Source organism: Delftia sp. WSY_7, from assembly GCF_043104845.1.
Classification (GTDB): domain Bacteria; phylum Pseudomonadota; class Gammaproteobacteria; order Burkholderiales; family Burkholderiaceae_C; genus Comamonas; species Comamonas tsuruhatensis.
Genome location: NZ_JBICLB010000005.1, coordinates 681,172 through 704,031, shown reverse-complemented (window position 1 = coordinate 704,031; position 22,860 = coordinate 681,172). Strand labels below are relative to the sequence as shown.

At 67.8% G+C, this 22,860-nt stretch carries 20 protein-coding genes; 13 read left to right on the top strand and 7 right to left on the bottom strand.

Annotated elements, in window-relative coordinates; genetic code table 11:
- Positions 1–87 precede the first annotated feature (87 nt).
- The 3 genes from ACF8ME_RS04545 (at position 88) to ACF8ME_RS04535 (ending at position 3,115) form a co-directional block, all read left to right on the top strand.
- Positions 88–1,290, top strand: coding sequence for a TlyA family RNA methyltransferase (locus tag ACF8ME_RS04545; protein WP_392415429.1), 1,203 nt, complete (start codon positions 88–90; stop codon positions 1,288–1,290).
- A gap of 22 nt (positions 1,291–1,312) precedes the next feature.
- Positions 1,313–2,140: a methylenetetrahydrofolate reductase [NAD(P)H] gene (metF, locus tag ACF8ME_RS04540; RefSeq protein WP_016448461.1), complete on the top strand. Its 828-nt coding sequence runs from the start codon at positions 1,313–1,315 to the stop codon at positions 2,138–2,140.
- A 78-nt stretch (positions 2,141–2,218) separates the two neighbouring features.
- Complete coding sequence (locus tag ACF8ME_RS04535) at positions 2,219–3,115, top strand: septal ring lytic transglycosylase RlpA family protein (protein ID WP_074922482.1); 897 nt, start codon at positions 2,219–2,221, stop codon at positions 3,113–3,115.
- Positions 3,116–3,121: 6 nt separating this feature from the next.
- Here the strand turns inward: ACF8ME_RS04535 and ACF8ME_RS04530 are convergent, their stop codons facing one another.
- The gene (locus ACF8ME_RS04530; protein ID WP_017406717.1) at positions 3,122–3,994 is read right to left on the bottom strand and encodes a 23S rRNA (adenine(2030)-N(6))-methyltransferase RlmJ; all 873 of its coding nucleotides are present in this window, start codon (positions 3,992–3,994) and stop codon (positions 3,122–3,124) included.
- Positions 3,995–4,261: 267 nt separating this feature from the next.
- On the opposite strand from ACF8ME_RS04530, the gene rplM reads away from it, so the two are divergent.
- The 4 genes from rplM to mdtD all read left to right on the top strand — a co-directional run bounded on the left by rplM (position 4,262) and on the right by mdtD (position 7,229).
- Positions 4,262–4,690: a 50S ribosomal protein L13 gene (rplM, locus tag ACF8ME_RS04525; protein WP_012207711.1), complete on the top strand. Its 429-nt coding sequence runs from the start codon at positions 4,262–4,264 to the stop codon at positions 4,688–4,690.
- A 10-nt stretch (positions 4,691–4,700) separates the two neighbouring features.
- Complete coding sequence (rpsI, locus tag ACF8ME_RS04520) at positions 4,701–5,093, top strand: 30S ribosomal protein S9 (protein WP_012207710.1); 393 nt, start codon at positions 4,701–4,703, stop codon at positions 5,091–5,093.
- Positions 5,094–5,295: 202 nt separating this feature from the next.
- The gene (gene erpA / locus ACF8ME_RS04515; protein WP_016448458.1) at positions 5,296–5,670 is read left to right on the top strand and encodes an iron-sulfur cluster insertion protein ErpA; all 375 of its coding nucleotides are present in this window, start codon (positions 5,296–5,298) and stop codon (positions 5,668–5,670) included.
- A gap of 116 nt (positions 5,671–5,786) precedes the next feature.
- Positions 5,787–7,229, top strand: a complete 1,443-nt coding sequence (gene mdtD / locus ACF8ME_RS04510) for a multidrug transporter subunit MdtD (RefSeq protein ID WP_043790458.1) — start codon at positions 5,787–5,789, stop codon at positions 7,227–7,229.
- Positions 7,230–7,245: 16 nt separating this feature from the next.
- Here mdtD and ACF8ME_RS04505 read toward each other — a convergent pair whose 3' ends face one another.
- Together ACF8ME_RS04505 and ACF8ME_RS04500 are read right to left on the bottom strand one after the other, a co-directional pair.
- Positions 7,246–7,623 carry a type II toxin-antitoxin system VapC family toxin gene (locus ACF8ME_RS04505; protein ID WP_392415427.1) on the bottom strand — a complete coding sequence of 126 codons (378 nt, stop codon included), beginning with the start codon at positions 7,621–7,623 and terminating at the stop codon, positions 7,246–7,248.
- A 14-nt stretch (positions 7,624–7,637) separates the two neighbouring features.
- On the bottom strand, positions 7,638–7,850 hold the full coding sequence (locus ACF8ME_RS04500; protein ID WP_154833393.1) for an AbrB/MazE/SpoVT family DNA-binding domain-containing protein: 213 nt from the start codon (positions 7,848–7,850) through the stop codon (positions 7,638–7,640).
- A 391-nt stretch (positions 7,851–8,241) separates the two neighbouring features.
- On the opposite strand from ACF8ME_RS04500, the gene xdhA reads away from it, so the two are divergent.
- The 3 genes from xdhA to ACF8ME_RS04485 all read left to right on the top strand — a co-directional run bounded on the left by xdhA (position 8,242) and on the right by ACF8ME_RS04485 (position 13,758).
- The gene (gene xdhA, locus ACF8ME_RS04495; protein ID WP_392415425.1) at positions 8,242–9,855 is read left to right on the top strand and encodes a xanthine dehydrogenase small subunit; all 1,614 of its coding nucleotides are present in this window, start codon (positions 8,242–8,244) and stop codon (positions 9,853–9,855) included.
- Position 9,856: 1 nt separating this feature from the next.
- Positions 9,857–12,283: a xanthine dehydrogenase molybdopterin binding subunit gene (gene xdhB, locus ACF8ME_RS04490; RefSeq protein WP_016448453.1), complete on the top strand. Its 2,427-nt coding sequence runs from the start codon at positions 9,857–9,859 to the stop codon at positions 12,281–12,283.
- Positions 12,284–12,459: 176 nt separating this feature from the next.
- Positions 12,460–13,758 carry an NCS2 family permease gene (locus ACF8ME_RS04485; protein WP_392415423.1) on the top strand — a complete coding sequence of 433 codons (1,299 nt, stop codon included), beginning with the start codon at positions 12,460–12,462 and terminating at the stop codon, positions 13,756–13,758.
- A 197-nt stretch (positions 13,759–13,955) separates the two neighbouring features.
- Here ACF8ME_RS04485 and ACF8ME_RS04480 read toward each other — a convergent pair whose 3' ends face one another.
- Entirely contained in the window at positions 13,956–15,113 is a 1,158-nt protein-coding gene (locus ACF8ME_RS04480) for an anhydro-N-acetylmuramic acid kinase (protein WP_392415421.1), read from the bottom strand.
- Positions 15,114–15,219: 106 nt separating this feature from the next.
- Entirely contained in the window at positions 15,220–16,614 is a 1,395-nt protein-coding gene (locus ACF8ME_RS04475) for a peptidoglycan DD-metalloendopeptidase family protein (protein ID WP_074922465.1), read from the bottom strand.
- Between the two features lie 164 nt (positions 16,615–16,778).
- On the opposite strand from ACF8ME_RS04475, the gene tyrS reads away from it, so the two are divergent.
- Positions 16,779–18,011, top strand: a complete 1,233-nt coding sequence (gene tyrS, locus ACF8ME_RS04470) for a tyrosine--tRNA ligase (protein WP_016448449.1) — start codon at positions 16,779–16,781, stop codon at positions 18,009–18,011.
- Positions 18,012–18,163: 152 nt separating this feature from the next.
- On the opposite strand, the gene ACF8ME_RS04465 is transcribed toward tyrS, so the two are convergent.
- The gene (locus ACF8ME_RS04465) at positions 18,164–19,138 is read right to left on the bottom strand and encodes a LysR substrate-binding domain-containing protein (protein WP_012207701.1); all 975 of its coding nucleotides are present in this window, start codon (positions 19,136–19,138) and stop codon (positions 18,164–18,166) included.
- 104 nt (positions 19,139–19,242) lie between these two features.
- Between ACF8ME_RS04465 and glmU the strand changes: the two genes are divergently transcribed.
- Positions 19,243–20,673, top strand: a complete 1,431-nt coding sequence (glmU, locus tag ACF8ME_RS04460; RefSeq protein WP_392415419.1) for a bifunctional UDP-N-acetylglucosamine diphosphorylase/glucosamine-1-phosphate N-acetyltransferase GlmU — start codon at positions 19,243–19,245, stop codon at positions 20,671–20,673.
- A gap of 94 nt (positions 20,674–20,767) precedes the next feature.
- On the top strand, positions 20,768–21,625 hold the full coding sequence (locus ACF8ME_RS04455) for an ATP-binding protein (protein WP_016448447.1): 858 nt from the start codon (positions 20,768–20,770) through the stop codon (positions 21,623–21,625).
- A 25-nt stretch (positions 21,626–21,650) separates the two neighbouring features.
- Here ACF8ME_RS04455 and ACF8ME_RS04450 read toward each other — a convergent pair whose 3' ends face one another.
- Positions 21,651–22,775: a diguanylate cyclase gene (locus tag ACF8ME_RS04450; RefSeq protein ID WP_016448446.1), complete on the bottom strand. Its 1,125-nt coding sequence runs from the start codon at positions 22,773–22,775 to the stop codon at positions 21,651–21,653.
- Positions 22,776–22,860 lie beyond the last annotated feature (85 nt).

Genomic DNA, 22,860 nt, shown 5'->3' with positions numbered 1-22,860 from the left:
GCTGCGGGGCGGCCCTTGCTTGGCGTCCCTGAGTTGGGTCGCGCCGGTTTCGGGCATTAGTCAACTGAGATTTCCTGGAGCGACGCTATGCGCGCAGATGTATTTTTGGTGGAAGCCGGCCATGCGGCCACGCGCTCGCAGGCGCAGCGGCTGATTGCGGGTGGCGTGCAGTGGCGCATGACGCCGTTGACGCCGTGGAAGAAGGTCGCCAAGAACGGCGACGAGATTCCCGCAGGTGCCGAGCTGCAGTTGCTGGACGGGGCCGAGGCCCGGTTCATCTCGCGCGGCGGGCTGAAGCTGGAAGGCGCGCTGGCGGCCACCAAGCTGTCGGTGGACGGCCTGCGCTGCCTGGACGTGGGCCAGAGCACGGGCGGTTTCACCGACTGCCTGCTGCAGGCAGGCGCCGCCCAGGTCATCGGCGTGGACGTGGGCCATGGCCAGCTGCATGACCGGCTGCGCTCGGATGCGCGCGTGATCTGCGTCGAAGGCGTCAATGCCCGCGCGGTGACGGCAGAGGGCCTGCAGGAGGCCTGCGAGGAAGTGCTGTCCGAACGCTGGGAAGAAGATCCCGACGACAACGACACCCAGCCCGTGGCGCCCTATGCCTGGATGCGCAACGGCGGCGTGGTCGACGAGGACTACGACGACAGCGACGACGCCAAGGAAAACGAGATCGAGGCCTTCAAGGCCGAGCGCGCAGCCAAGGGCAAGGCGCGGGATGAGGGCACGGTGGCCACGCAGCGCCGCCGCCGCGCCGAGTTTGCCGACGTGGACATCACGCCGCAGTTCGACTTCGTCACGGGCGATCTGTCCTTCATCTCTCTGACCCTGGTGCTGCCGGCCGTCACGCGCCTGCTCAAGCCGCATGGCCAGCTGCTGATGCTGGTCAAGCCGCAGTTCGAGCTGCAGCCGGGCCAAGTCGGCAAGGGCGGCATCGTGCGCGATGCGGCCCTGTTCACCGAGGTGGAGCAGCGCATCCGCACTTGCCTGGGCGAGCTGGGCCTGGAGGTCAAGGGCTGGATGGAGTCGGCCATCGAAGGTGGCGACGGCAACCGCGAATTCTTCGTGCATGCCCAGCAGGCGGCCGTGGTGAAGGAGCCAGGGCAGCCTGAAACGCAGGACGACGATGAGCCCCGCTCGGCCGTGAAGGCCGCTCCTAAGCCGGCCGCGCCTAAGCGCGTGTCCCGCACCGTGCTGCGCGAGCAGCGCAACGAGCGTGTGATCGACACCAGCACCGAGTTCGGCGTGCCCGGTCCGGGCCGCGCCAAGCTGCGCAAACGCAACGAATGAAACACTGAGCAGCGAGTCTTACATGAGCTTTCCGATCAGCTTCGAGTTCTTCCCGACCAAGACGCCCGAGGGCGCGACCAAGCATGTGCAGGTGCGCAAGAACCTCTATGCGCGCAAGCCCCAGTTCTGCTCCGTCACCTATGGCGCGGGCGGCTCCACGCAGACGGGCACCTTCGCCATGGTGCGTGACATCCAGAACGAAGGCGTCAGCGCGGCATCGCACTTCTCCTGCGTGGGCGCCACGCACGACAAGGTGCGCGCCGAGCTGCAGGAGCTGAAGGCCATGGGCGTGCGCCGCATCGTCGCGCTGCGCGGCGACCTGCCCAGCGGCTATGGCCTGGGTGGCGAATTCCAGTACGCCAGCGATCTCGTGGAATTCATCCGCCGCGAGTTCGGCGACTGGTTCCACATCGAGGTGGCGGCCTACCCGGAGGTCCATCCGCAGGCGAAATCCCCACAGTCCGATCTGGATGCGTTTGCGGCTAAAGTGCGCGCTGGCGCGGATTCCGCGATCACCCAATATTTCTACAATGCCGACGCCTACTGCCGTTTCGTTGATGCGGCGCGCGGCATGGGGCTTGATGCACCGGTTGTTCCCGGCATCATGCCCATCACCAGCTCTACGCAGCTGATGCGCTTCTCGGACGCCTGCGGCGCCGAGATCCCGCGCTGGATCCGCCTGCGTCTGCAGGCTTACGGAGATGACACGGCGTCCATTCGCGCCTTCGGCCTCGATGTCGTGTCCCGTCTATGCGAGCAGTTGCGCAGCCAGGGCGCTCCCGGGCTGCACTTCTATACGATGAACCAGAGCGTCGCCACGCTGGAAATCTGCGATCGATTGGGCCTTTGAGCGCGCAGCCACTGCGCCGGCCCCGGGCGACCCTCTAGAACTTGGGAACGGTCAGGCGTTCCCTGGAGGTTTTTGCCCATGGATCGTGGTTTTCGACGCCTGCACTGGCGCTGGCTGGCCATGTGCGCCATCACCGCCACCCTGGCCGGCTGCGCGCCGGCTCCCGTGGCACAAAGCGATGCCGAGTCCGGCGCCCTGACCGCAGGTGCGGCGGCAATGGATGAAGGCCAGACGCCAGCGGCCGTGCCCTCGGCCGGCAAGCGCGGTGGCCGCACATCGCGGGCCGCGCAGCCGGCCAGCAAATCCCCGGATGCCAAGCCCTCCGAGTCGGCCTCGCCCGAAGGCAGTGCCGAGGCGCCCTCCAATCCCGACTTCGCCCTCGTGCCCTCGCGCGACAGCGACCAGCAAGGCCTGGCCTCCTGGTATGGCCCGGGCCTGCATGGCCGGCTGACCGCCAGCGGCGAGCGTTTCGACAAGGAAGAATTGACGGCCGCGCACCGCAGCTTTGCCTTCGGCAGCCGCGTCTGCGTGCGCAGCGCCGCCACGGGCAAGACAGTGGTGGTGCGCATCAACGACCGCGGGCCGTTTGCGCCTGGCCGCGTGATCGATCTGAGCCAGGCCGCAGCGCAGGAGCTGGGCATGGTCGGCCTGGGCATCAAGCCCGTGGAGCTGTGGCAGCTCGACGATGGTGAGCAGGAATGCCCCGAAACCCTGGTCACGGCCAGGAAGGCCAAGTCCATCGAGAAGACGCAGCAGGCCAAGGCACAGGCACAGACAACACAGGCACGGACCCGGGTTCAGGCCAAGGCGCCGGTGCGTCCGCGTGTCCAGGCCAAGGCACCTGCCCCCAGGCCCAATGCACGCACGGCCGTGGCCAGCCGTGCCGTCCCTGCCGCCAAACCGGTGGCGAAGGCTGCGGCGCCCGCCGCTGCCTCGTCCACCGCAGTGGCCTCTGCGGCCTCGAACGCGCGCTGAACGGGCTCAGCCGCCGGATTCGAGCGTGAAGGCCGCGTTCTCGTCCTGACCGAGCAGCTTGACCAGCTGCGGCATGGCCGGCTTGAGCTGTTCCTTGAGATTGAACGGCGGATTGATCAGGAACATGCCGCTGGCCGGCAGGCCGCCGCGCTCCGAGGTCTTGTTGCTCTTGACCGTGAGCTCCACATGCAGCCAGCTCCTGCCGGCCTTGGTGGTCATGGTCTTCAGGCGGCGCGGCAGATCGTGCGCCTCGGGGCGCGGGATGATCGGATACCAGAACGCATACGTGCCTGTGGCAAAGCGCTTGAGGCTGTCGGCCGCCATGTCCAGCACCTTGGCGTAGTCGCTCTTGAGCTCGTAGCTGGGGTCGCACAGCACCAGGGCTCGGCGCGACGGCGGCGGCAGGAATTTCTTGATGCCCTCGAAGCCGTCCTCGTGCAGCACGGCCACCTGGCGGCCGGCTTCGAGCTGGGCAATGTTGCCGGCCAGCGAGCGCATGTCGGTGGGATGCAGCTCGAAGACCTTGAGCTTGTCGCGCTCCTGCACGCGCAGCAGGGACTGGATGATGAACGGCGAGCCCGGATAGTTGCGCAGCTGCGCGCCCTGGTTGAAGGAGCGCACCGAGGCGATGTAGGCCTGCAGCACCGGGGCCAGCTCGGACTCCTTGGCCTGGGCCAGGCGCAGGATGCCGTCTGCGGCCTCGCCGCTCTTGTTGGCATAGTCGCCGTCCAGACGGTACAGGCCGGCGCCGGCGTGCGTGTCCAGCACCGTAAGGGCGGCCTCCTTCTGGAGGAGGTATTGCAGGGTGGCGATCAGCACGGTGTGCTTGAGCACATCGGCATGGTTGCCTGCATGGAAGGCGTGGCGGTAACTGAACATAGGCGTGATGGTAACCAGCCGCGCTGGCGGGTGGACACCCATGGCGGCTGCAAGGTTGCCCGGCGCTGGCGCCTCGCGGCGAGGGCTGCCGGGGACTTGCGGATCGGGGGGATGGTGCGGTTGCGCCAGTTTTGTATAATGGCGGGCTTCGCAGCGATTTTATGGGTCCCGCGGCGAAGTTTACATCCCCGCCTAAGAGGCTTCCTTTTTGAAGAAGCACCGACCGCGGAAAAGGGCCCGCCAAACCTTTCTTGAAAGAGAAAACTCATGTCTACATTCAGCGCAAAGCCCGCTGAGGTGCAACACGAGTGGTTTGTGATTGACGCCACCGATAAGGTGCTCGGACGTGTCGCCAGCGAAGTGGCACTCCGTCTGCGCGGCAAGCACAAGGCCATTTACACACCTCACGTTGACACCGGCGACTTCATCGTCATCATCAACGCCTCCAAGCTCAAGGTCACCGGCACCAAGAACCTGGACAAGGTGTACTACCGCCACTCTGGTTTCCCCGGCGGCATCACTGCCACCAACTTCCGCGACATGCAGGCCAAGTTCCCCGGCCGCGCTCTGGAAAAGGCCGTCAAGGGCATGCTGCCCAAGGGTCCCCTGGGCTACGCAATGATCAAGAAGCTCAAGGTGTACGGCGGTGCTGAGCATCCCCACACCGCCCAGCAGCCCAAGGCTCTGGAAATCTAAGGAGACCTAGATGATTGGTGATTGGAACAATGGCACCGGCCGTCGCAAATCCAGCGTCGCACGCGTGTTCCTGAAGAAGGGCTCCGGCAAGATTACCGTGAATGGCAAGGACATTCAGGAATACTTCGGCCGCGAAACCTCGATCATGATCGCAAAGCAGCCCCTGGCTCTGACGAGCAACCTGGAAGCTTTCGACATTCAAGTGAACGTCCACGGTGGTGGTGAATCCGGCCAGGCCGGCGCTACCCGCCACGGCATCACCCGCGCCCTGATCGACTATGACGCAGCGCTCAAGCCCGTCCTGAGCCAAGCCGGCTTCGTGACGCGTGACGCTCGTGAAGTCGAACGTAAGAAGGTCGGCCTGCGCTCCGCACGCCGCGCCAAGCAGTTCTCCAAGCGTTAATCCGCTGGCACTGCAGGAAAGTCCCCCGGGGCTTTCCCCAGAAAAAAACCGCCTTTGCCGGCGGTTTTTTTCTGGGCGATGCAAACCTTTCTCATTCAGTGGGCAATGCCCCCACTTGCACTGTCGTCAAGCCGGCAGCCCCGGGAATTCCCGAGCCCTTTGCTGTACCATTCGGGCCAATTGAGAACTTCGGAGTATCCCCATGAGCGCCGTCGCAGAAATCACCGAAACCACCACCGCCGAAATGCCCACCCCGATCGTCTTCACCGACAGCGCAGCTGCCAAGGTGGCCGATCTGATCGCCGAGGAAGGCAACCCTGACCTGAAGCTGCGCGTGTTCGTGCAAGGTGGCGGCTGCTCGGGCTTCCAGTACGGCTTCACCTTCGACGAGATCACCAACGAAGACGACACGACCATGACCAAGAATGGCGTGTCGCTGCTGATCGACGCCATGAGCTACCAGTACCTGGTCGGCGCCGAGATCGACTACAAGGAAGACCTGCAGGGCGCGCAGTTCGTGATCAAGAACCCCAACGCCTCCACCACCTGCGGCTGCGGATCGAGCTTCTCGGTGTAAGCCGTGTCGGCCGCGCTGCAGTGAAGCCCGCAGCAGCCCGCCGCACAACACGCCACCAACCGCCGCGCAGCAATGCGCAGGCGGTTTTTTAACGCCTGCGCCCTCCCTGCCTTGCCATGATTCCTGAAGACAAAAGCGCTTCCGCCTCCACCACATCCTCCTCGCGTTCGGTGCTCCTATGGCTCGTGGCCATCGGCTTTTTCATGCAGACGCTGGACGGCACCATCGTCAATACCGCGCTGCCCACCATGGCCGAGGCCCTGGGCGAGAGCCCGCTGCGCATGCAGTCCGTCATCGTCGCCTACTCGCTGACCATGGCCATGCTGATCCCGGCATCGGGCTGGATGGCCGACCGCTTCGGCACGCGGCGCGTCTACCTGTGGGCGATTGCGCTGTTCGTGCTGGGATCGGTGCTGTGCGCGATTGCTCCCAACCTGCAGCTGATGGTGGCGGCACGCGTGCTGCAGGGCATGGGCGGTGCGCTGCTCATGCCCGTGGGCCGGCTGGCCGTGCTGCGCGCCTTTCCGCGCGAGCAGTTCCTCAAGGCCATGAGCTTCGTGGCCATTCCCGGCCTGGTCGGGCCGCTGATCGGCCCCACGCTGGGCGGCTGGATGGTGGAGTACGTGAGCTGGCACTGGATCTTCCTGGTCAACGTGCCCGTGGGCCTGATCGGCCTGGCCGCTACGCTGCGCTTCATGCCGGTGGGCGATCGCTTTGCCGTCAAGCGCTTCGACGGCGTGGGCTATGCGCTGCTGGCCTTCGGCATGGTGGCCGTGTCGCTGGCGCTGGACAGCATGTCGGGCAAGGGCATCCACGGCGCCATGGTCTTCGTGCTGCTGATCTTCGGCCTGGCCAGCCTGGCCGCCTACTGGCTGCATGCGCTGCGCCGGCCCGACCCGCTGTTCGCCCCCGAGCTGTTCGCCGTGCGCAGCCTGCGCGTGGGCCTGCTGGGCAATCTGTTCTCGCGCCTGGGCAGCTCCTGCATGCCCTTCCTGATCCCGCTGGTGCTGCAGGTCTGCCTGGGCTTTTCGCCGCTGCAGGCCGGCATGATGATGCTGCCCACGGTGCTGGCCAGCATGGCCATGAAGCGCCAGACCACCACGCTGATCCAGCGCATCGGCTACCGCCGCGTGCTCATGGGCAACACCCTGGTGCTGTCGCTGATGATCGCCAGCTTCGGCACGGTCTCCACGGCGCTGCCGCTGTGGGTGGTCATCGTCCAGCTGCTGATCTTCGGCGCCACCAACTCCATGCAGTTCACGGCCATGAACACCGTCACGCTCAAGGACCTGGATGCCGGCAACGCCAGCAGCGGCAACAGCCTGCTGTCCATGGTGCAGATGCTGGCCATGGGCATGGGCGTGGCCGCCGCAGGTGCGGTGCTGGCCGGTTTCAGCGAATGGTTCGGCGGCGATACGCCGCAGCACACCCTCAATGCCTTCCGCGCCACCTTCGTCTGCATGGGAGCGGTGACGCTGGCCTCGACCATGATCTTCTCGCAGCTGGGCGACGATGAGGATGTGCGGCCCAAGCCTTTGGTGCCGGCTGAGCACGAGTGAGGGCTGCCGTCGGGCTTCACGCCTTCTTGGAGAAGAACACCACTTCGGGCAGGCCCTCGAAGTGGGCGTCACAGGTCAGCAGTCCGGCCCCATGGTGCCGTGCTGTGGCGTAGACGATGGCATCCGCCATGGCGAGTCCGTGGGCCCGGTGCATGTCGGCGACCAGCAGGGCAAGCCTGGTATCGAGCGGCACGACCACGCATTTCTGCGTATAGGCAATCATCTGATCTGCCGCTTCCTCGCCTATCTCCCGAACCAGCCATTTGGAAAGCTCCAGCTGAACGATGGTGGGAACGATGCACTGCGGCTTGTCCGGAAGCTGCGCGGCCAGGCAGCGACCCAGGGCGCTTGCGGTGAGCCATTCGATCCAAGCGGAAGTATCGACCACGCGCATGGCTAAGGCTGCCATCAGCTTCGGTCTTCGCGATCTCGGTAGCCGTCCGTGCGTGCTCCCTTGGCGATGCCGGCCAGTTGTTCGAGTTCAGGCACGGGCATCAACAGCACGCCCTTGCCTTTGGGAATGAACACGAATTCCTGACCCGCCTGCCAGTGCTGCTCATCGCGCACGTTCTTGGGGATGGATATCTGGAATTTGCTGGACAGAGTGGCCGTGGTGCTCATCGCTGCGCTCCGGGGATCGATGGAGATTTGGTAAGAATACGCGAAGGCAGGTGCAAGTCACACTAGTTCCCATGCAGCGTGCTTGCGTACGGTTTCGCGAAGGCAGGCCAGAGCCTGGGTCGCAAGTTTTGAAACCTGAACCGCTGCAATCCACACTTTTGTTGCGGGTTTACCCTTGTTTTTGACAAGGATATATGGCAGCCCGCATAGGAAATATCGAGGCCGTCTTATGCGTTTGGGCGGGGCTGGACTTAATCTCGCGTACATCCGCAGGACTTACGCAAGCAAGAACGCAAACACGCCATCGCCACAGGGCCAGCGGCTTTCTTCCTCGGAATTTGCGTAAGTCGTGATCCGAACAGTCCACGCACCAGCAGTTGCCCCCACGAGCATGAGCCAGAGCCCCAGTTCCCAACCCATCCGCTTCTATCACCGCGGCCAGATCGTCGAGGTACAGGGGCCGCATCCCACGCGCTCGGTGCTCGACTGGCTGCGCGGCGACGCGCGCTGCACCGGCACCAAGGAGGGCTGCAACGAAGGTGACTGCGGCGCCTGCACCGTGGTCATCGCCGAGCTGGCCGAAGACGGCGCGCCCGACGCCGTGGGCGGCCTGCAGCTGCAGACGGTCAATGCCTGCATCCAGTTCCTGCCCACGCTGCACGGCAAGGCGCTGTTCACGGTGGAGGACGTCAAGGGCCAGTGCGCCGGCAAGCAGGGCTGTGCCACGGGCAAGCCCGCAGGCGGTGCCGAGCTGCACCCCGTGCAGCAGGCGCTGGTGGACTGTCACGGCTCCCAATGCGGCTTTTGCACGCCGGGCTTCGTGATGTCGCTGTGGTCGGCCTACGAGCACCACCAGCAGGCCGGCACGCGTCCCTCGCGCCAGCAGCTGGCCGACGAGCTGTCGGGCAATCTGTGCCGCTGCACGGGCTACCGTCCCATCCTGGACGCAGGCCAGCGCATGTTCGACCTGCCCGCCACGCGCATGGCCACCGAACCCGTGGTGCAGGCGCTGCAGGGCCTGCGCGCGCAGGATGCCGGCTTGGACTACGCTGCGCCCAACGCCGCCCAGGGCGGCCGTGTGGACAGCTTCCACGCTCCGCGCACGCTGGATGAGCTGGCCGCCGTGTGCGAGGCCAAGCCCCGCGCGCGCCTGCTGGCAGGCTCCACCGATGTGGGGCTGTGGGTGACCAAGCAGTTCCGCGACCTGGGCGACATCGTCTATGTGGGCGACGTGGCCGAGATGAAGCGTGTCGAGGAACGCCACGGCGAAGGCAGCCTGGACGGCGGCGAGCTGTACATCGGCGCCGGTGCCTCGCTGGAATCGGCCTGGTCGGCGCTGTCGCAGCGCTTCGAGGGGCTGACCGATGTGTGGCTGCGCTTTGCTTCCGTGCCCATCCGCCATGCGGGCACCATGGGCGGCAACGTGGCCAATGGCTCGCCCATTGGGGACTCGCCGCCCGTGCTGATGGCGCTGGACGCGCAGATCGAGCTGCGCAAGGGCGCACGCGTGCGCCGCATGCCGCTGCATGACTTCTATCTGGACTACATGAAGAACCAGCTGGAACCGGGCGAGTTCGTGCAGGCACTGGCCGTGCCGCTGGACGCTGCACGGCGCCAGACCCGTGCCTACAAGATCAGCAAGCGCTTTGACTGCGATATCTCGGCGCTGTGCGCGGGGCTGGCCATCGAGCTCGATGGCGAGGTGGTGAAGTCCGCGCGCCTGGCCTTTGGCGGCATGGCCGCCGTGGTCAAGCGTGCGGCCCTGGCGGAGGCGGCCATCGTGGGCCAGCCCTGGGACCAGGCCGCAGTGAAGGCCGCCCAGGCCGCGCTGGCCCAGGACTTCAAGCCCATGTCCGACATGCGCGCCAGCGCCGACTACCGGCTCAAGGTGGCGCAGAACCTGCTGCAGCGCCTGTGGCTGGAGACACGTCCGCAGCAGCCGCTGCCGCTGCAGGCCACCAGCGTCTGGAGCGTGATGCCCCACGCAGTGCACCAAGGAGCCTGAAATGAACCGCCCCATCGACCCTTCCCTGCTGCACTCGTCCGAGGCCTTTGCGCATTACCTGAAGAACACCGCCTTCCGCGTGGACGAGCGTGCCGAGGCCGGCGCCCACACCCAGGGCCAGCGCGTGGGCATCAGCCGCCCGCATGAGTCGGCCCATCTGCATGTAGCCGGCGAGGCCGCCTACATCGACGACCTGCCCGAGCTGGACGGCACGCTGCACTGTGCGCTGGGCCTGTCTCCCGTGGCCAATGGCCGGCTCAATGCGCTCAGGCTGGATGCCATCCGCGCCATGCCCGGCGTGGTGGCCGTGCTCACGGGCGAGGACATTCCCGGCGTCAACGACTGCGGCTCCATCATCCACGACGACCCCATCCTGTGCAGCGGCGAGATCCGCTACCTGGGCCAGCCGCTGTTCGCCGTGATCGCCGAAAGCCGCGAGGCGGCGCGCCTGGCTGCGGCCCAGGCCAAGGCGGCGGCCGACATCACGGCCGAGCCGCCCGTGCTCACGCCCCAGCAGGCGCATGAGCTGGGCCAGTACGTGCTGCCGCCCATGCACCTGGCGCGCAGCACGAATGAAGGCGGCGCGCGCCGCGCCATGGACGAGGCGCCGCACCGCCTGAAGTCCTCGTTCTACGTGGGCGGCCAGGAGCAGTTCTACCTGGAAGGCCAGATCAGCTACGCCATCCCCAAGGAGGACGGCGCCGTCCACCTGTACTGCTCCACCCAGCACCCCAGCGAGATGCAGCACCTGGTGGCCCATGCGCTGGGCGTGGCCTCGCACGCCGTGCATGTGGAGTGCCGCCGCATGGGCGGCGGCTTCGGCGGCAAGGAGTCGCAGTCGGCCCTGTTCGCCTGCGTGGCCTCGGTGGCCGCGACGCGGCTGCGCCGCCCCGTCAAGCTGCGCCTGGACCGCGATGACGACTTCATGATCACGGGCCGCCGCCACTGCTTCTGGTACGAGTACGAGGTGGGCTACGACGACGAGGGCCGCATCCTCGGCGCCGAGATCTCCATGGTCTCGCGCGCCGGCCACTCGGCCGACCTGTCCGGCCCCGTGATGACGCGCGCGCTGTGCCACTTCGACAACACGTACTGGCTGCCCGATGTGTCCATGCACGGCTACTCCGGCAAGACCAATACGCAGAGCAACACGGCGTTCCGCGGCTTCGGCGGCCCGCAGGGCGCGATCGCCATCGAGAACATCATGGAGACGGTGGCGCGCGAGCTGGGACGCGATGCGCTCGATGTGCGCCGCGTCAACTTCTACGGCAAGACCGAGCGCAATGTCACGCCCTACAGCCAGGTCGTGACCGACAACGTGATCCACGAGCTGGTGGCCGAGCTGGAGACCTGCAGCGACTACCGCGCGCGCCGCGATGCCATCGCCGAGTTCAACGCGGCCAGCCCCGTGCTCAAGCGCGGCCTGTCGCTGACGCCGCTCAAGTTCGGCATCTCCTTCAACGTCAAGCACTTCAACCAGGCCGGCGCCCTGGTCCATGTCTACAACGACGGCTCCATCCTCGTGAACCACGGCGGCACCGAAATGGGCCAGGGCCTGAACACCAAGGTGGCCCAGGTCGTGGCGCACGAGCTGGGCGTGGGCTTCGGGCGCGTGCGCGTCACGGCCACCGACACCACCAAGGTGGCCAACACCTCGGCCACGGCGGCATCGACGGGGGCCGACCTCAACGGCAAGGCCGCGCAGGACGCGGCGCGCCAGATCCGCGAACGCCTGGCCGCCTGCGCCGCCGAGCGCCATGGCGGCCGTGCCGAGGACGTGCGCTTTGCCAACGACCAGGTCCACGTCAACGGCAAGGTGCTGGATTTCAAGGCCGTGGTGGGCGAGGCCTACATCGAGCGCGTGCAGCTGTGGTCCGACGGCTTCTATGCCACGCCCGGCCTGTCGTGGAACAAGGACACCATGCAGGGCCGGCCCTTCTTCTACTACGCCTACGGCGCGGCCGTGAGCGAGGTGGTGGTGGACACGCTGACCGGCGAGTTCAAGCTGCTGCGCGCCGACGTGCTGCACGACGTGGGCCGCTCGCTGAACCCCGCCGTGGACGTGGGCCAGGTCGAGGGCGCCTTCATCCAGGGCATGGGCTGGCTGACCACGGAAGAGCTGGTCTGGCACCCGCAAAGCGGCAAGCTCACCACGCACGCCCCGAGCACCTACAAGATCCCGACGGCCAACGACTGCCCGCCCGTGTTCAACGTGCGGCTGTTCGAGGGCGACAACTTCGAGGACTCCATCCACCGCAGCAAGGCCGTGGGCGAGCCGCCGCTGCTGCTGCCGTTCTCGGTGTTCTTCGCCATCCGCGATGCCGTCTCGGCCGCGGGCGGGCACCGCAGCAACCCGCCGCTGCAATCGCCGGCCACGCCTGAATCCATCCTGCGCGCCATCGAGGCCGTGCAGGCCGCCGGGAGCTGAGCGGACCGGCGCCGCCCCCTCATTCCTTGAATCCGCGCGCAGCGATGCGCGCAATCAGGTCCATGGCCGCCCGGCAGGGTGCCATGCCTTGTGCCGGCCTGGACAGCCGGTGCTCAACCCTGGGCGCTTTCACAACCGTTGCGCCCCGCATGCGAAAACAACACGGAGACAATGCGATGAACTGGATGGAACGGGTGTTCAAGCTCAGTGAGCACGGCACCAATGTAAGAACCGAGCTGGTCGCGGGCCTGACGACCTTTCTGACGATGGCCTACATCATCTTCGTCAATCCCTCGATCCTGGGGGATGCGGGGATGCCCAAGGGGGCCGTCTTCGTGGCCACCTGCCTGATCGCGGCGCTGGGCACGACCATCATGGCGCTGTACGCCAACTATCCCATTGCGCTGGCGCCGGGCATGGGCCTGAACGCCTATTTCGCCTACGTGGTGGTGCTGCACATGGGCTTCACCTGGCAGGCCGCGCTGGGCGCGGTCTTCGTCTCGGGCTGCCTGTTCCTGCTGGTGACGCTGTTCGGCCTGCGGGAGCTGATCATCAAGGGCATACCGCAGTCCATACGCATAGCGATCACCGTGGGCATCGGCCTGTTCCTGGCGCTGATCGCGCTCAAGAGCGCGGGCATCGTCGCCGCGTCGCCGGCCACCTTCGTGACCCTGGGCGACCTGCACAAGCCCGAAGTCATCCTGGCCTCGCTGGGCTTTCTGATCATCGTGGTGCTGGACCGCCTGAAGGTGCCGGGCGCCATCCTGATCGGCATCGTCGTGGTCACCGTGGCCTCGTTCTTCTTTGCGGGCAACGAGTTCCACGGCGTGTTCTCGGCGCCGCCCTCCATCGCGCCCACCTTCCTGCAGCTGGACATCAAGTCCGCGCTGACCGGCGGCATCCTCAACGTGGTGCTGGTGTTCTTCCTGGTCGAGCTGTTCGATGCCACGGGCACGCTGATGGGCGTGGCCAAGCGCGCGGGCCTGCTGGTGCCCAGCCGCATGGGCCGCTTCAACCGCTCGCTGCTGGCCGACAGCGGCGCCATCTTCGCGGGCTCGCTGCTGGGCACCTCCAGCACCACGGCCTACGTGGAAAGCGCGGCCGGCGTGCAGGCCGGCGGCCGCACGGGCCTGACGGCGCTGACCGTGGCCGCGCTCTTCCTGTGCTGCCTGTTCCTGTCGCCGTTGGCCGGCGTGGTGCCCGGCTACGCCACGGCGCCCGCGCTGTTCTTCGTGGCCTGCCTGATGCTCAAGGAGCTGACCGAGATCGAATGGGGCGAGACCACCGAGGCCATCCCCGCTGCCGTCACGGCCCTGCTCATGCCCTTCACCTACTCGGTGGCCAATGGCCTGGCCTTCGGCTTCATCACCTATGCCGTGCTCAAGCTGTTCACGGGGCGCGCCAAGGAAGTGCACTGGATGGTGTGGCTGATCGGCGGCGTCTTCCTCTTCAAGTTCGTCTATATAGGCGGATAGCACCCCCTGAGGCGCTGACGCGCCTTCCCCCGTATGCACGGCGCCCTCTCTCGCTTCGCGGGAGGGGGACGACGCCCTCGCCGCGAGGCGGCTCTTGCTCGGCGTCCCTGCTTTTGGGCCGCGCCAGTTTCATAGGCTTTGGGCTCAGGCAAGATGTTTGGTGGGCCCATGCTTGGCGGATGCCTTGCATGGTTTTTTTATGCGGGGTGGATGGCGCCCAGGATGCGCGGGCCGCGTGCGCCTGTGACGGCCGGCAGGTTGCCGGGCAGGCCCAGCAGGGCCTGGCGCGCCAGCCAGGCGAAGGCGGCGGCCTCCACCTGCTGCGGCGGCAGGCCGCGCGCGGCCGTGGTGTCCACGGCCACGCCGGGCAGCAGGGCGGCGATGCGCTGCATCAGTTGCGTGTTGAAGGCGCCTCCGCCGCAGACCAGCAGCTCGCCGCCGCCACGCCCGAAGCGCTGCACGGCACCGGCGCAGGCCCGGGCCGTGAATTCGGTGAGCGTGGCCTGCACGTCGGCGGGGCGGGCATCGGCGGCGCTGGTTGCACTGGCTGCACTGGCGGAAAGATGGCCGGCCAGCCAGTCCGCGTGGAACAGGTCGCGCCCCGTGCTCTTGGGTGGCGGCTGCTGAAGGAAAGGCTCGGCCAGCAGGCGGTCGAGCAGGGCGGGCAGCACCTGGCCCGTGGCCGCCCACTGGCCGCCGTCGTCATAGGGCTGGCCCGTGTGCGTCTGGCACCAGCCGTCCATCAGCGCATTGCCGGGGCCGCAGTCGAAGCCCAGCACCGTGCCATCGCCGGCCAGCACGCTGAGATTGGCAATGCCGCCGATGTTGAGCACCAGCACCGTCTCGCCGGGCCGGCCGAACACGCCCTGGTGGAAGGCGGGCACCAGTGGCGCACCCTGGCCGCCAGCGGCCACGTCGCGGCTGCGCAGGTCGGCCACCACGGCAACGCCGCTGAGCTCGGCCAGCAGGGCCGGGCTGTTGAGCTGCAGCGTGTAGCCCGTGCCGTCGAACATCTGCGGCCGGTGGCGCACGGTCTGGCCGTGGGCGCCAATGGCGGCGATCTGCGCGGGCGCCAGGCCCGTGGCCTGCAGCAGTTCCCGCACCACCTCGGCATAGCTGCGCGCCAGCGCATTGGCCGCCAGCGCCGCGCGGTGCAGCTCGTCGCGGCCCTCGGGGGTGTTCAGGGCCAGCAGCTCGGCGCGCAGCGCGGCGTCGAACCCCCGGCTGGCATGCCACAGCACCTGCGTGCCTTCGGCAAAGTCCACGAGAACGCCGTCCACCCCGTCGAGCGAGGTGCCGGACATCAGGCCGATGCAGTAGCGGTGGGCGATGGGGGAGGGGGCTGGCTGGTTCATGCCGGCAATGGTAGCCCTGCGGGACCCCGGGGCTGGCGATCACAAAAGGATGCGCCTGAAACAACAAAGGCTGCCAGGGCAGCCTTTGCGTGATCGCAGCGATGGTTCAGCGTTCGCTGGCCAGGGCCAGCGCCTCGTTCGATGCCTGCAGCTCGATGCGCATCTGCGCGGCCATCTTGTCGAAGGCGGCGCGGCCGGCCTTGGAGACCGGGCGGGCGGCATCGGTGGCCTGGACGATGGTCATGGGATCGCGGTGCTCGCCGTTGACGCGGAACTCGAAGTGCAGGTGCGGGCCCGTGGCCCAGCCCGTGGAGCCCACGTTGCCGATGATGTCGCCCTGCTCCACGCGCTGGCCGCGCGTGACGCCGATGTGGCTCAGGTGGGCATAGACCGTGGTGTGGTTGTTGGCGTGGTCCACGAAGATCACGTTGCCGTAGCCGTTCTGCACTCCCGCGAAGGAGACGGTGCCGTCGCCCACGGTGCGTACCTTGGTGCCCGTGGGCGCCGCGAAGTCCGTTCCCAGGTGGGCTCGCCAGGTCTTGTGGATGGGGTGCATGCGCATGGCAAAGCCGCTGCTGATGCGCGAGAACTCCACGGGCGAGGTCAGGTAGGCCTGGCGGCGGCTCTTGCCGTCCATGGTGTAGTAGTCGCCCTTGGCCTTGCCTTCGTCCTGGAACCACAGGGCCTGCACGACCTTGCCGTTGTTGTGGAACTCGGCGCTGAGCACGCGGCCCGCGCGCAGCGGCTCGCCATCGGCTTCCAGCGATTCGTAGACCACCGAGAAGCGGTCGCCCTTGCGCAGGCCGCGGCGGAAGTCCACGTCGCCCTGGAAGATGTCGGCCATCTGCATGGCCACGGCGTCGGGAATGGAGGCCGCGTCGGTGGCGGCGAACAGCGAGCTGCGGATGATGCCGCCGGCCAGGCGCGGCGAGGCGGTCAGCTTGCCCGTCTCGATGCGTGTGCTCAGTTCATTGTTCTTGCGCTCGACCACGAGGCGGCGGAAGCTGCCGTCCTCGTCGGGTGCCCAGCGCACGGTCAGCAGGGACAGCTGGTGGTCGGGCGTGGTCTCGGCCGTCACCAGGCGGCCGGCGCGGCCCAGCACATGCTGGCGCACCTGGTCGTTGCCGCGCATGAAGGCGGCGGCGGCCGGATCGGCCACGCCCAGGCGCTGCAGCAGGGTTTCGGCCGTGTCGCTGCCACGCGTGTATTCGGAACGGTACAGGGACATGCCCTGCACGCTGTCGGTCAGCTCGGCCAGGGTCTGGCCTTCTGCCAGCGATTCCACGGGCGTGGACAGCATGCGCACCGGCAGGTCGGCCGGATCGGGTCCCAGGTTGGCCACGGCGAAGGCGCCGCCGCCGCCCGTGAGCAAGATGGCTGCCAGTGCTGCGGTGACACGCTGGGGGTGTTGCTGGATCACGGAGGTCAGCCGCGCAACAAGAGCACCGCTGGCATGGTTCAAGCCATATTTCACAACATCAGATCCTTGGGTTGCGCGCATCCGGCCTGGGGGCCGGACAGCATCGCAGCGGCGGGATACGCTCTCCAGACGGGCAACAAGTCCGCGCTCTGTGGTGCGGAAAGGCGGGCGTCTAGAATTCGCCGCAGCGGGAAAATCCCCGGAGTATACCGACGCGGTCCTACGCGGCCTGGCGAAAAACCCTTATGAATCAATCTGCTGTTACAACATACCCGGTCACTGAAGGTGTAGGCCAAGCGCTTGAAATCACCCTGCGCGGCGTGGATGAACTGCTGCCCCAGGCCGACTGGGTGCAGAAACTGGCCCGCTCCGAGGCCACGGGCGTGCCGCTGCGCATCAAGCTGGGCCTGGATCCGACGGCGCCCGACATCCACCTGGGCCACACCGTGGTGCTCAACAAGATGCGCCAGCTGCAGGACCTGGGCCACCAGGTGATCTTCCTGATCGGCGATTTCACCACCCTGATCGGCGACCCTTCGGGCCGCAACAGCACGCGCCCGCCGCTGACGGCCGAGCAGATCAAGGTCAACGCCGAGACCTACTACACCCAGGCCGCCAAGGTGCTGGACCCGGCACGCACCGAGGTGCGCTACAACAGCGAGTGGTGCGACAAGCTGGGCGCGCGCGGCATGATCGAGCTGTCGGCCAAGTACACGGTGGCCCGCATGATGGAGCGCAACGACTTCCACCAGCGCTTCACCGAGGGCAGCTCCATCAGCCTGCACGAGTTCCTCTACCCGCTGCTGCAGGGCTATGACTCGGTGGCGCTGCGCGCCGACCTGGAAATGGGCGGCACGGACCAGAAGTTCAACCTGCTCATGGGCCGCCACCTGCAGCAGGAATACGGGCAGGACACGCAGTGCGTGCTCACCATGCCGCTGCTGGTGGGCCTGGACGGCGAGCACAAGATGTCCAAGTCCAAGAACAACTACATCGGCATCACCGAGGACGCCAACACCATGTTCGCCAAGGTGCTGAGCATCTCGGACACGCTGATGTGGAACTGGTACACCCTGCTGTCGTTCAAGAGCCTGGCCGAGATCGCCGCGCTCAAGGCCGAGGTGGAAGGCGGGCGCAACCCCAAGGACGCCAAGGTGCTGCTGGCCAAGGAAATCACGGCGCGCTTTCACAGCGCGGCGCTGGCCGATGCGGCCGAGCAGGATTTCAACAACCGCAGCAAGGGCGGCATTCCCGACCAGATCGACGAGGTCAGCCTGTCGGGCGCGCCGCTGGGCATCGGTGCCCTGCTCAAGCAGGCCAACCTGGCGCCCTCGACCAGCGAGGCCAACCGCCTGATCGACGGCGGCGGCGTGCGCGTGGATGGCACAGCCATCAGCGACCGGGGCCTCAAGCTCGAAGCCGGCACCTATGTGGTGCAGGTGGGCAAGCGCAAGTTTGCGCGCGTGACGCTGGGCTGATGCCCGCGCCGGGCCATGCGCCCGGCTGCACAGCAATGAAGGACGCCGGCATGCCCGCGTCCTTTTTTCATCGCCGGGCCGCCCCAAGATGAAAACGACCCCCTCGGGGGGGCGCGGACCTTGCGCAGCAAGGGGAGCGTGGGGGTTATTTTTCAAGCCGGGGGCGATTCGACGGTTTCGCGCGTGACCTCGGCCTGCTCCTGCAGCCACCGGCAGAAGGCGGCCACCTCGGGACGCGCGGCGCTGCGCGGGCCCACGATCAGCCAGTAGGCCAGCGGCGATTCCAGCCGGTGCGCGGGCAGCACCTCGACCAGGTCGCCAGCCGCCAGCGCATCGGCCACCAGCGGCAGGCGTGCAATGGCCAGGCCCTGTCCGGCCAGTGCGGCCTGCACGATCTGGTGGGCGTAGTTGAAGTACAGCCAGCGCGGCGGCTGCAGCTGGTCGCAGCCCTGCACGCCGAACCAGCGCTGCCAGCCCAGCCACTCCAGCTGGGGCATGCGGTGGGCGTCGCCGGTCTCGATCAGCGTGTAGCGGGCCGCGTCGGCCGGCGTCCTGAGCGGCGGGCCGCCGGCCAGCAGGCGCGGGCTGGCCACCACGGCCAGCTGCTCGCCGAACAGGCGCTGCGCCTGGGGCCAGCCGTCGCCCGCGCGGCCGTAGCGCAGTGCCAGGTCCACATCGGTGGTGTCCAGGTCCATCACGGTGTCGCTGGTGTCGATGCGGATGTCGATATCGGGCCAGGCGCGCTGGAAGGACTCCAGGCGCGGGATCAGCCACATGGCGGCAAAGCTGGCCCAGGTGGTGATGGCCACGCTCTTGCGGCCCACGGTCTGGCGGATCTGGCGCACCGAGGCGTCGATCTGCTCCAGCGCGGGCGCCACCGAGCGCAGCAGCTGGGCGCCGGCCCCGGTCAGCTCCACGGCGCGCGTGTGACGCAGGAACAGCGGCACGCCGACTTCATCCTCCAGCGACTGGATCTGGCGGCTCACGGCCGACTGCGTCAGCGACAGCTCGTCGGCGGCCGCGCGGAAATTCAGGTGCCGGGCCACGGCCAGGAAGGCACGCAGATGGCCGGCTCCGATGGCGCGTGTGCGCAGCAGGGGAACGGGTGCAGTGGTGGCATGGGGCATGGCGCCGCCAGCATACGTCAATCGTGTGACCGGCCGCAGCCCTTGGCGGACAGATAATCGGCGGCGTTGCCGGCACAGGTTCTGGCGTTTTGGATGAATCACCTATGACAGCACCTCTGGATCTCGTCATCATGGCCGCGGGCAAGGGCACGCGCATGAAAAGCCGCCTGCCCAAAGTCCTTCAGCGCCTGGCGGGGCGCCCGTTGCTGGGCCATGTGCTTTCCACGGCGGCGCAGCTGGATGCGCGCTCGGCCGTGGTGGTCACGGGCCACGGCGCGGACCAGGTGGAGCCCGCCATGGCGGCGGCCTGCCAGGGCGGCTCCATGGCGCTGAAGTTCGTGCGCCAGGAGCCGCAGCTGGGCACGGGCCATGCGGTGCAGCAGGCCGTGCCTGCGCTGGCGGGCGACGGCATGGTCATCGTGCTCTCGGGCGATGTGCCGCTGACGCAGGCCGACACGCTGCGCGCCCTGGTCGATGCGGCCGATGGCCAGCGGCTGGCGCTGCTGACCGTGCGCATGCCCGATCCCACGGGCTATGGCCGCATCGTGCGCGGCGAAGACGGCACGGTGCAGCGCATCGTCGAGCAAAAGGATGCCAATGACGCCCAGCGCGCCATCCAGGAAATCTACAGCGGCATCATGGCCGTGCCGGCCCGCCACCTGGCCGGCTGGCTGGCCCGCCTGACCAATGACAACGCCCAGGGCGAGTACTACCTGACCGACGTGGTCGCCATGGCCGTGGCCGACGGCGTGCCCGTGGTCGCGCACTGCATTGCCGACCCCGTGCAGGTGGCAGGCGTCAACAGCCCGCTGCAGCTGGCCGAGCTGGAGCGCGCCCACCAGGGCGCCCAGGCCCGCACGCTGATGGAGCAGGGCGTGCGCCTGGCCGACCCCGCGCGCTTTGACCTGCGCGATGACCCGCGCACCGGCCGCGCGGCACGCCTGGTCTGCGGGCAGGATGTGGAGATCGACGTGGGCTGCATCTTCAGCGGCCATGTGGAGATTGGCGAAGGCGCGCGCATCGGCGCCTATTGCAGCATTGCCAACGCCACGATTGCGGCGGGCGCCGTCATCCATCCGTACACGCATGTCGATGGCGAGAAGGCCGGCGTCAGCGTGGGCGAGGGCGCCCTGGTGGGCCCGTTTGCGCGCCTGCGCCCCGGGGCGCAGCTGGGCCGCGAAGTGCACATCGGCAACTTCGTCGAGGTCAAGAACTCCGTGCTGGCCGATGGCGCCAAGGCCAACCACCTGGCCTACCTGGGCGATGCCACGGTGGGCGAGCGCGTCAACTACGGCGCCGGCTCCATCACGGCCAACTACGACGGCGTGAACAAGCACCGCACGGTGATCGAGGCCGACGTGCACATCGGCAGCAACTGCGTGCTGGTGGCGCCCGTCACCATTGGCGCGGGCGGCACGGTGGGCGGCGGCTCCACGGTCACCAAGAGCACCGAGCCTGGCGTGCTCACGGTATCGCGGGGCAGGCAGGTGAGCATCACCAGCTGGAAGCGCCCGGTCAAACTGCCCAAGTCCTGAGACTTCCGAGACACGTGGGCTCGAGGGCCCGCATCGCCGGCGGGTCCCGTACGGGGCAAGCCGATTTTCCGAATCTCCTGACCCTGTTCATGCCATGACGGAACCTTTCGCCCACCCTCCGCCCGACCCTGCCGCCGACCTGCAAGGCCCGCCCCGCACGCTGCAGGACGCGCTGGAGCGCCTGGCCCAGCGCGAGCAGGAGCTGCAGGCCCTGCGCGCCGCGCAGCAGGAATGGCTGCACGCGGTGTCGCACGACCTGCGCGCGCCGCTGCGCCATGTGCTGTCCTTCGGCCCCCTGGTGGACGAGCTGCTGTCGCAGGCCGCGCCTTCGCCGCAGGAACTGCAGGAGGCACGCGGCTTCCTGCAGACCATGGACCAGTCCGCCCGACGCATGGGCGGCATGCTCGACGGCCTGCTGGCCCTGGCGCGCGCCGCCCGCACGCCCATGCAGTGGCAGCCCATTGCCTTGCAGGAACTGCTGGAGCAGGCGCGCACGGCGGTGCTGGCGCAGCCGCGCTGGGCGGCCTGCGGCGCGGCGGCGCGGCTGCAATGGAGCCTTCCGCAGCAAAGTCCCGCCGTGCGTGCCGACGCGGCCCTGCTGCGCCAGGTGCTGGAGGCGCTGCTGGACAACGCCGTCAAGTTCACCCAGCCCGTGGCCCAGCCGCGCATTGCCATCGATGTGGAGCGCCATGCCGACGGCGGCATCACGCTCAGCGTGACGGACAACGGCGTGGGGTTCGACCCCTCGCGTGCGGGCGCGCTGTTCGGCATCTTCCAGCGCATGCACCGTGAGTCGGAGTTTCCGGGCCTGGGCACGGGCCTGGCCCTGGTGCGCGGCGTCATGCGCCGCCACGGCGGCGAGGCCACCATCCGCGCCACGCCGGCGGGCGGCTGCAGCGTATGCCTGAACTGGCCCGGCGGCGAAGTGCGGCGCACGGATCGCGGGCTCTGAGTCTGCCTGCCGCTGGCGCCAGCCCTCAGATCAGCGTGTCGTCCGGCTCGGGCTGGTGTGCCTGGCGCGAGGCCTCGCTGCCCGCGTCCGTGCCCGACCTGGTGGGCGCGCTGCCGGCCATCAGCGGCGCAGCAGGTATCACCTGGTCGCGCCCGGCGTCCTTGGCGCTGTAGAGCGCGCTGTCGGCCGCATTGATCCAGTCCTTGACCGACAGAAAGCTGGGGTCCGCCGCCGCCACGCCAATGCTGGCGCTGACGCGCAGATGCGGGTGCTCGCGCACGCGCAGCTGGCTCAGCTGGTTGCGTATGCGCAGGGCCACCGCATAGGCATCGTCCAGATGGGTGTGCATGCACAGCACGGCGAATTCATCGCCTCCGTAGCGGCCGGCCGCGTCATGCGATCGCAGGCAGTGCCGGATGGTCAGGCCGATGGCCTGCAGCACCTCGTCACCCACGGTGTGCCCAAAGCTGTCGTTGATGCGCTTGAAGTGGTCTATGTCCACGATCAGCAGGCAGGCCGAGGTCTGCGTCTGCCGGTAGTCGCGCAGCGCGGCGCGCGCCTTCTGCCACCAGTAGTCGCGGCTGTACAGCGTGGTCAGGGGGTCGATGCGGCTGAGCACCTGCAGCTTCACGTTCTGTCGTGCCAGCTTGCGCACCAGCTGGCGCGTGGACCAGCTGGAGAACACGCTGTGCAGCAGGAGCAGGGGCAGCATGCTCAGCTGCACTGCCAGGCTGGCCTCCCACTCGGGCGCGGGCCGCAGCAGCAGGGCCCCCGCGGCGGCGGCCAGGAAGGTGGCGAACAGCGATTGCAGCCAGCCGTCGCGCGTGGCCGTGTGGTTGCGGTCTGCAATGCTGATGGCCAGCAGCGCAATGCTGGGCAATGCACAGAAATGCATGACGGGAATCCAGCTGCCGATGATCAGCGCATCTATCTTCAGATTGGCGTGTTCGGCGCGGTGGCTGTCACGGCTGTGGCGGGCGTGGAGAAAGGCGATGTGCGGCCAGACCAGGGCGCTCACCAGCACAAAGCCCCAGACAGCCGTGCTGGCGCCCAGCTCGGTCATGGTCGTGCCCACGACGAGGCCACCCAAAGCCATGCTGGAGACGCGCAAGGGATAGGTGCGGCGATGGATGCGCTGGCGCAAGGACATGGCGGTGCGAGCCGAGTGCGCGCCGATTGCCTAGCGCGTCAGAAAGTGTTGTTGCATCAATTTGTATCATTGTCCCCGTGCGTGC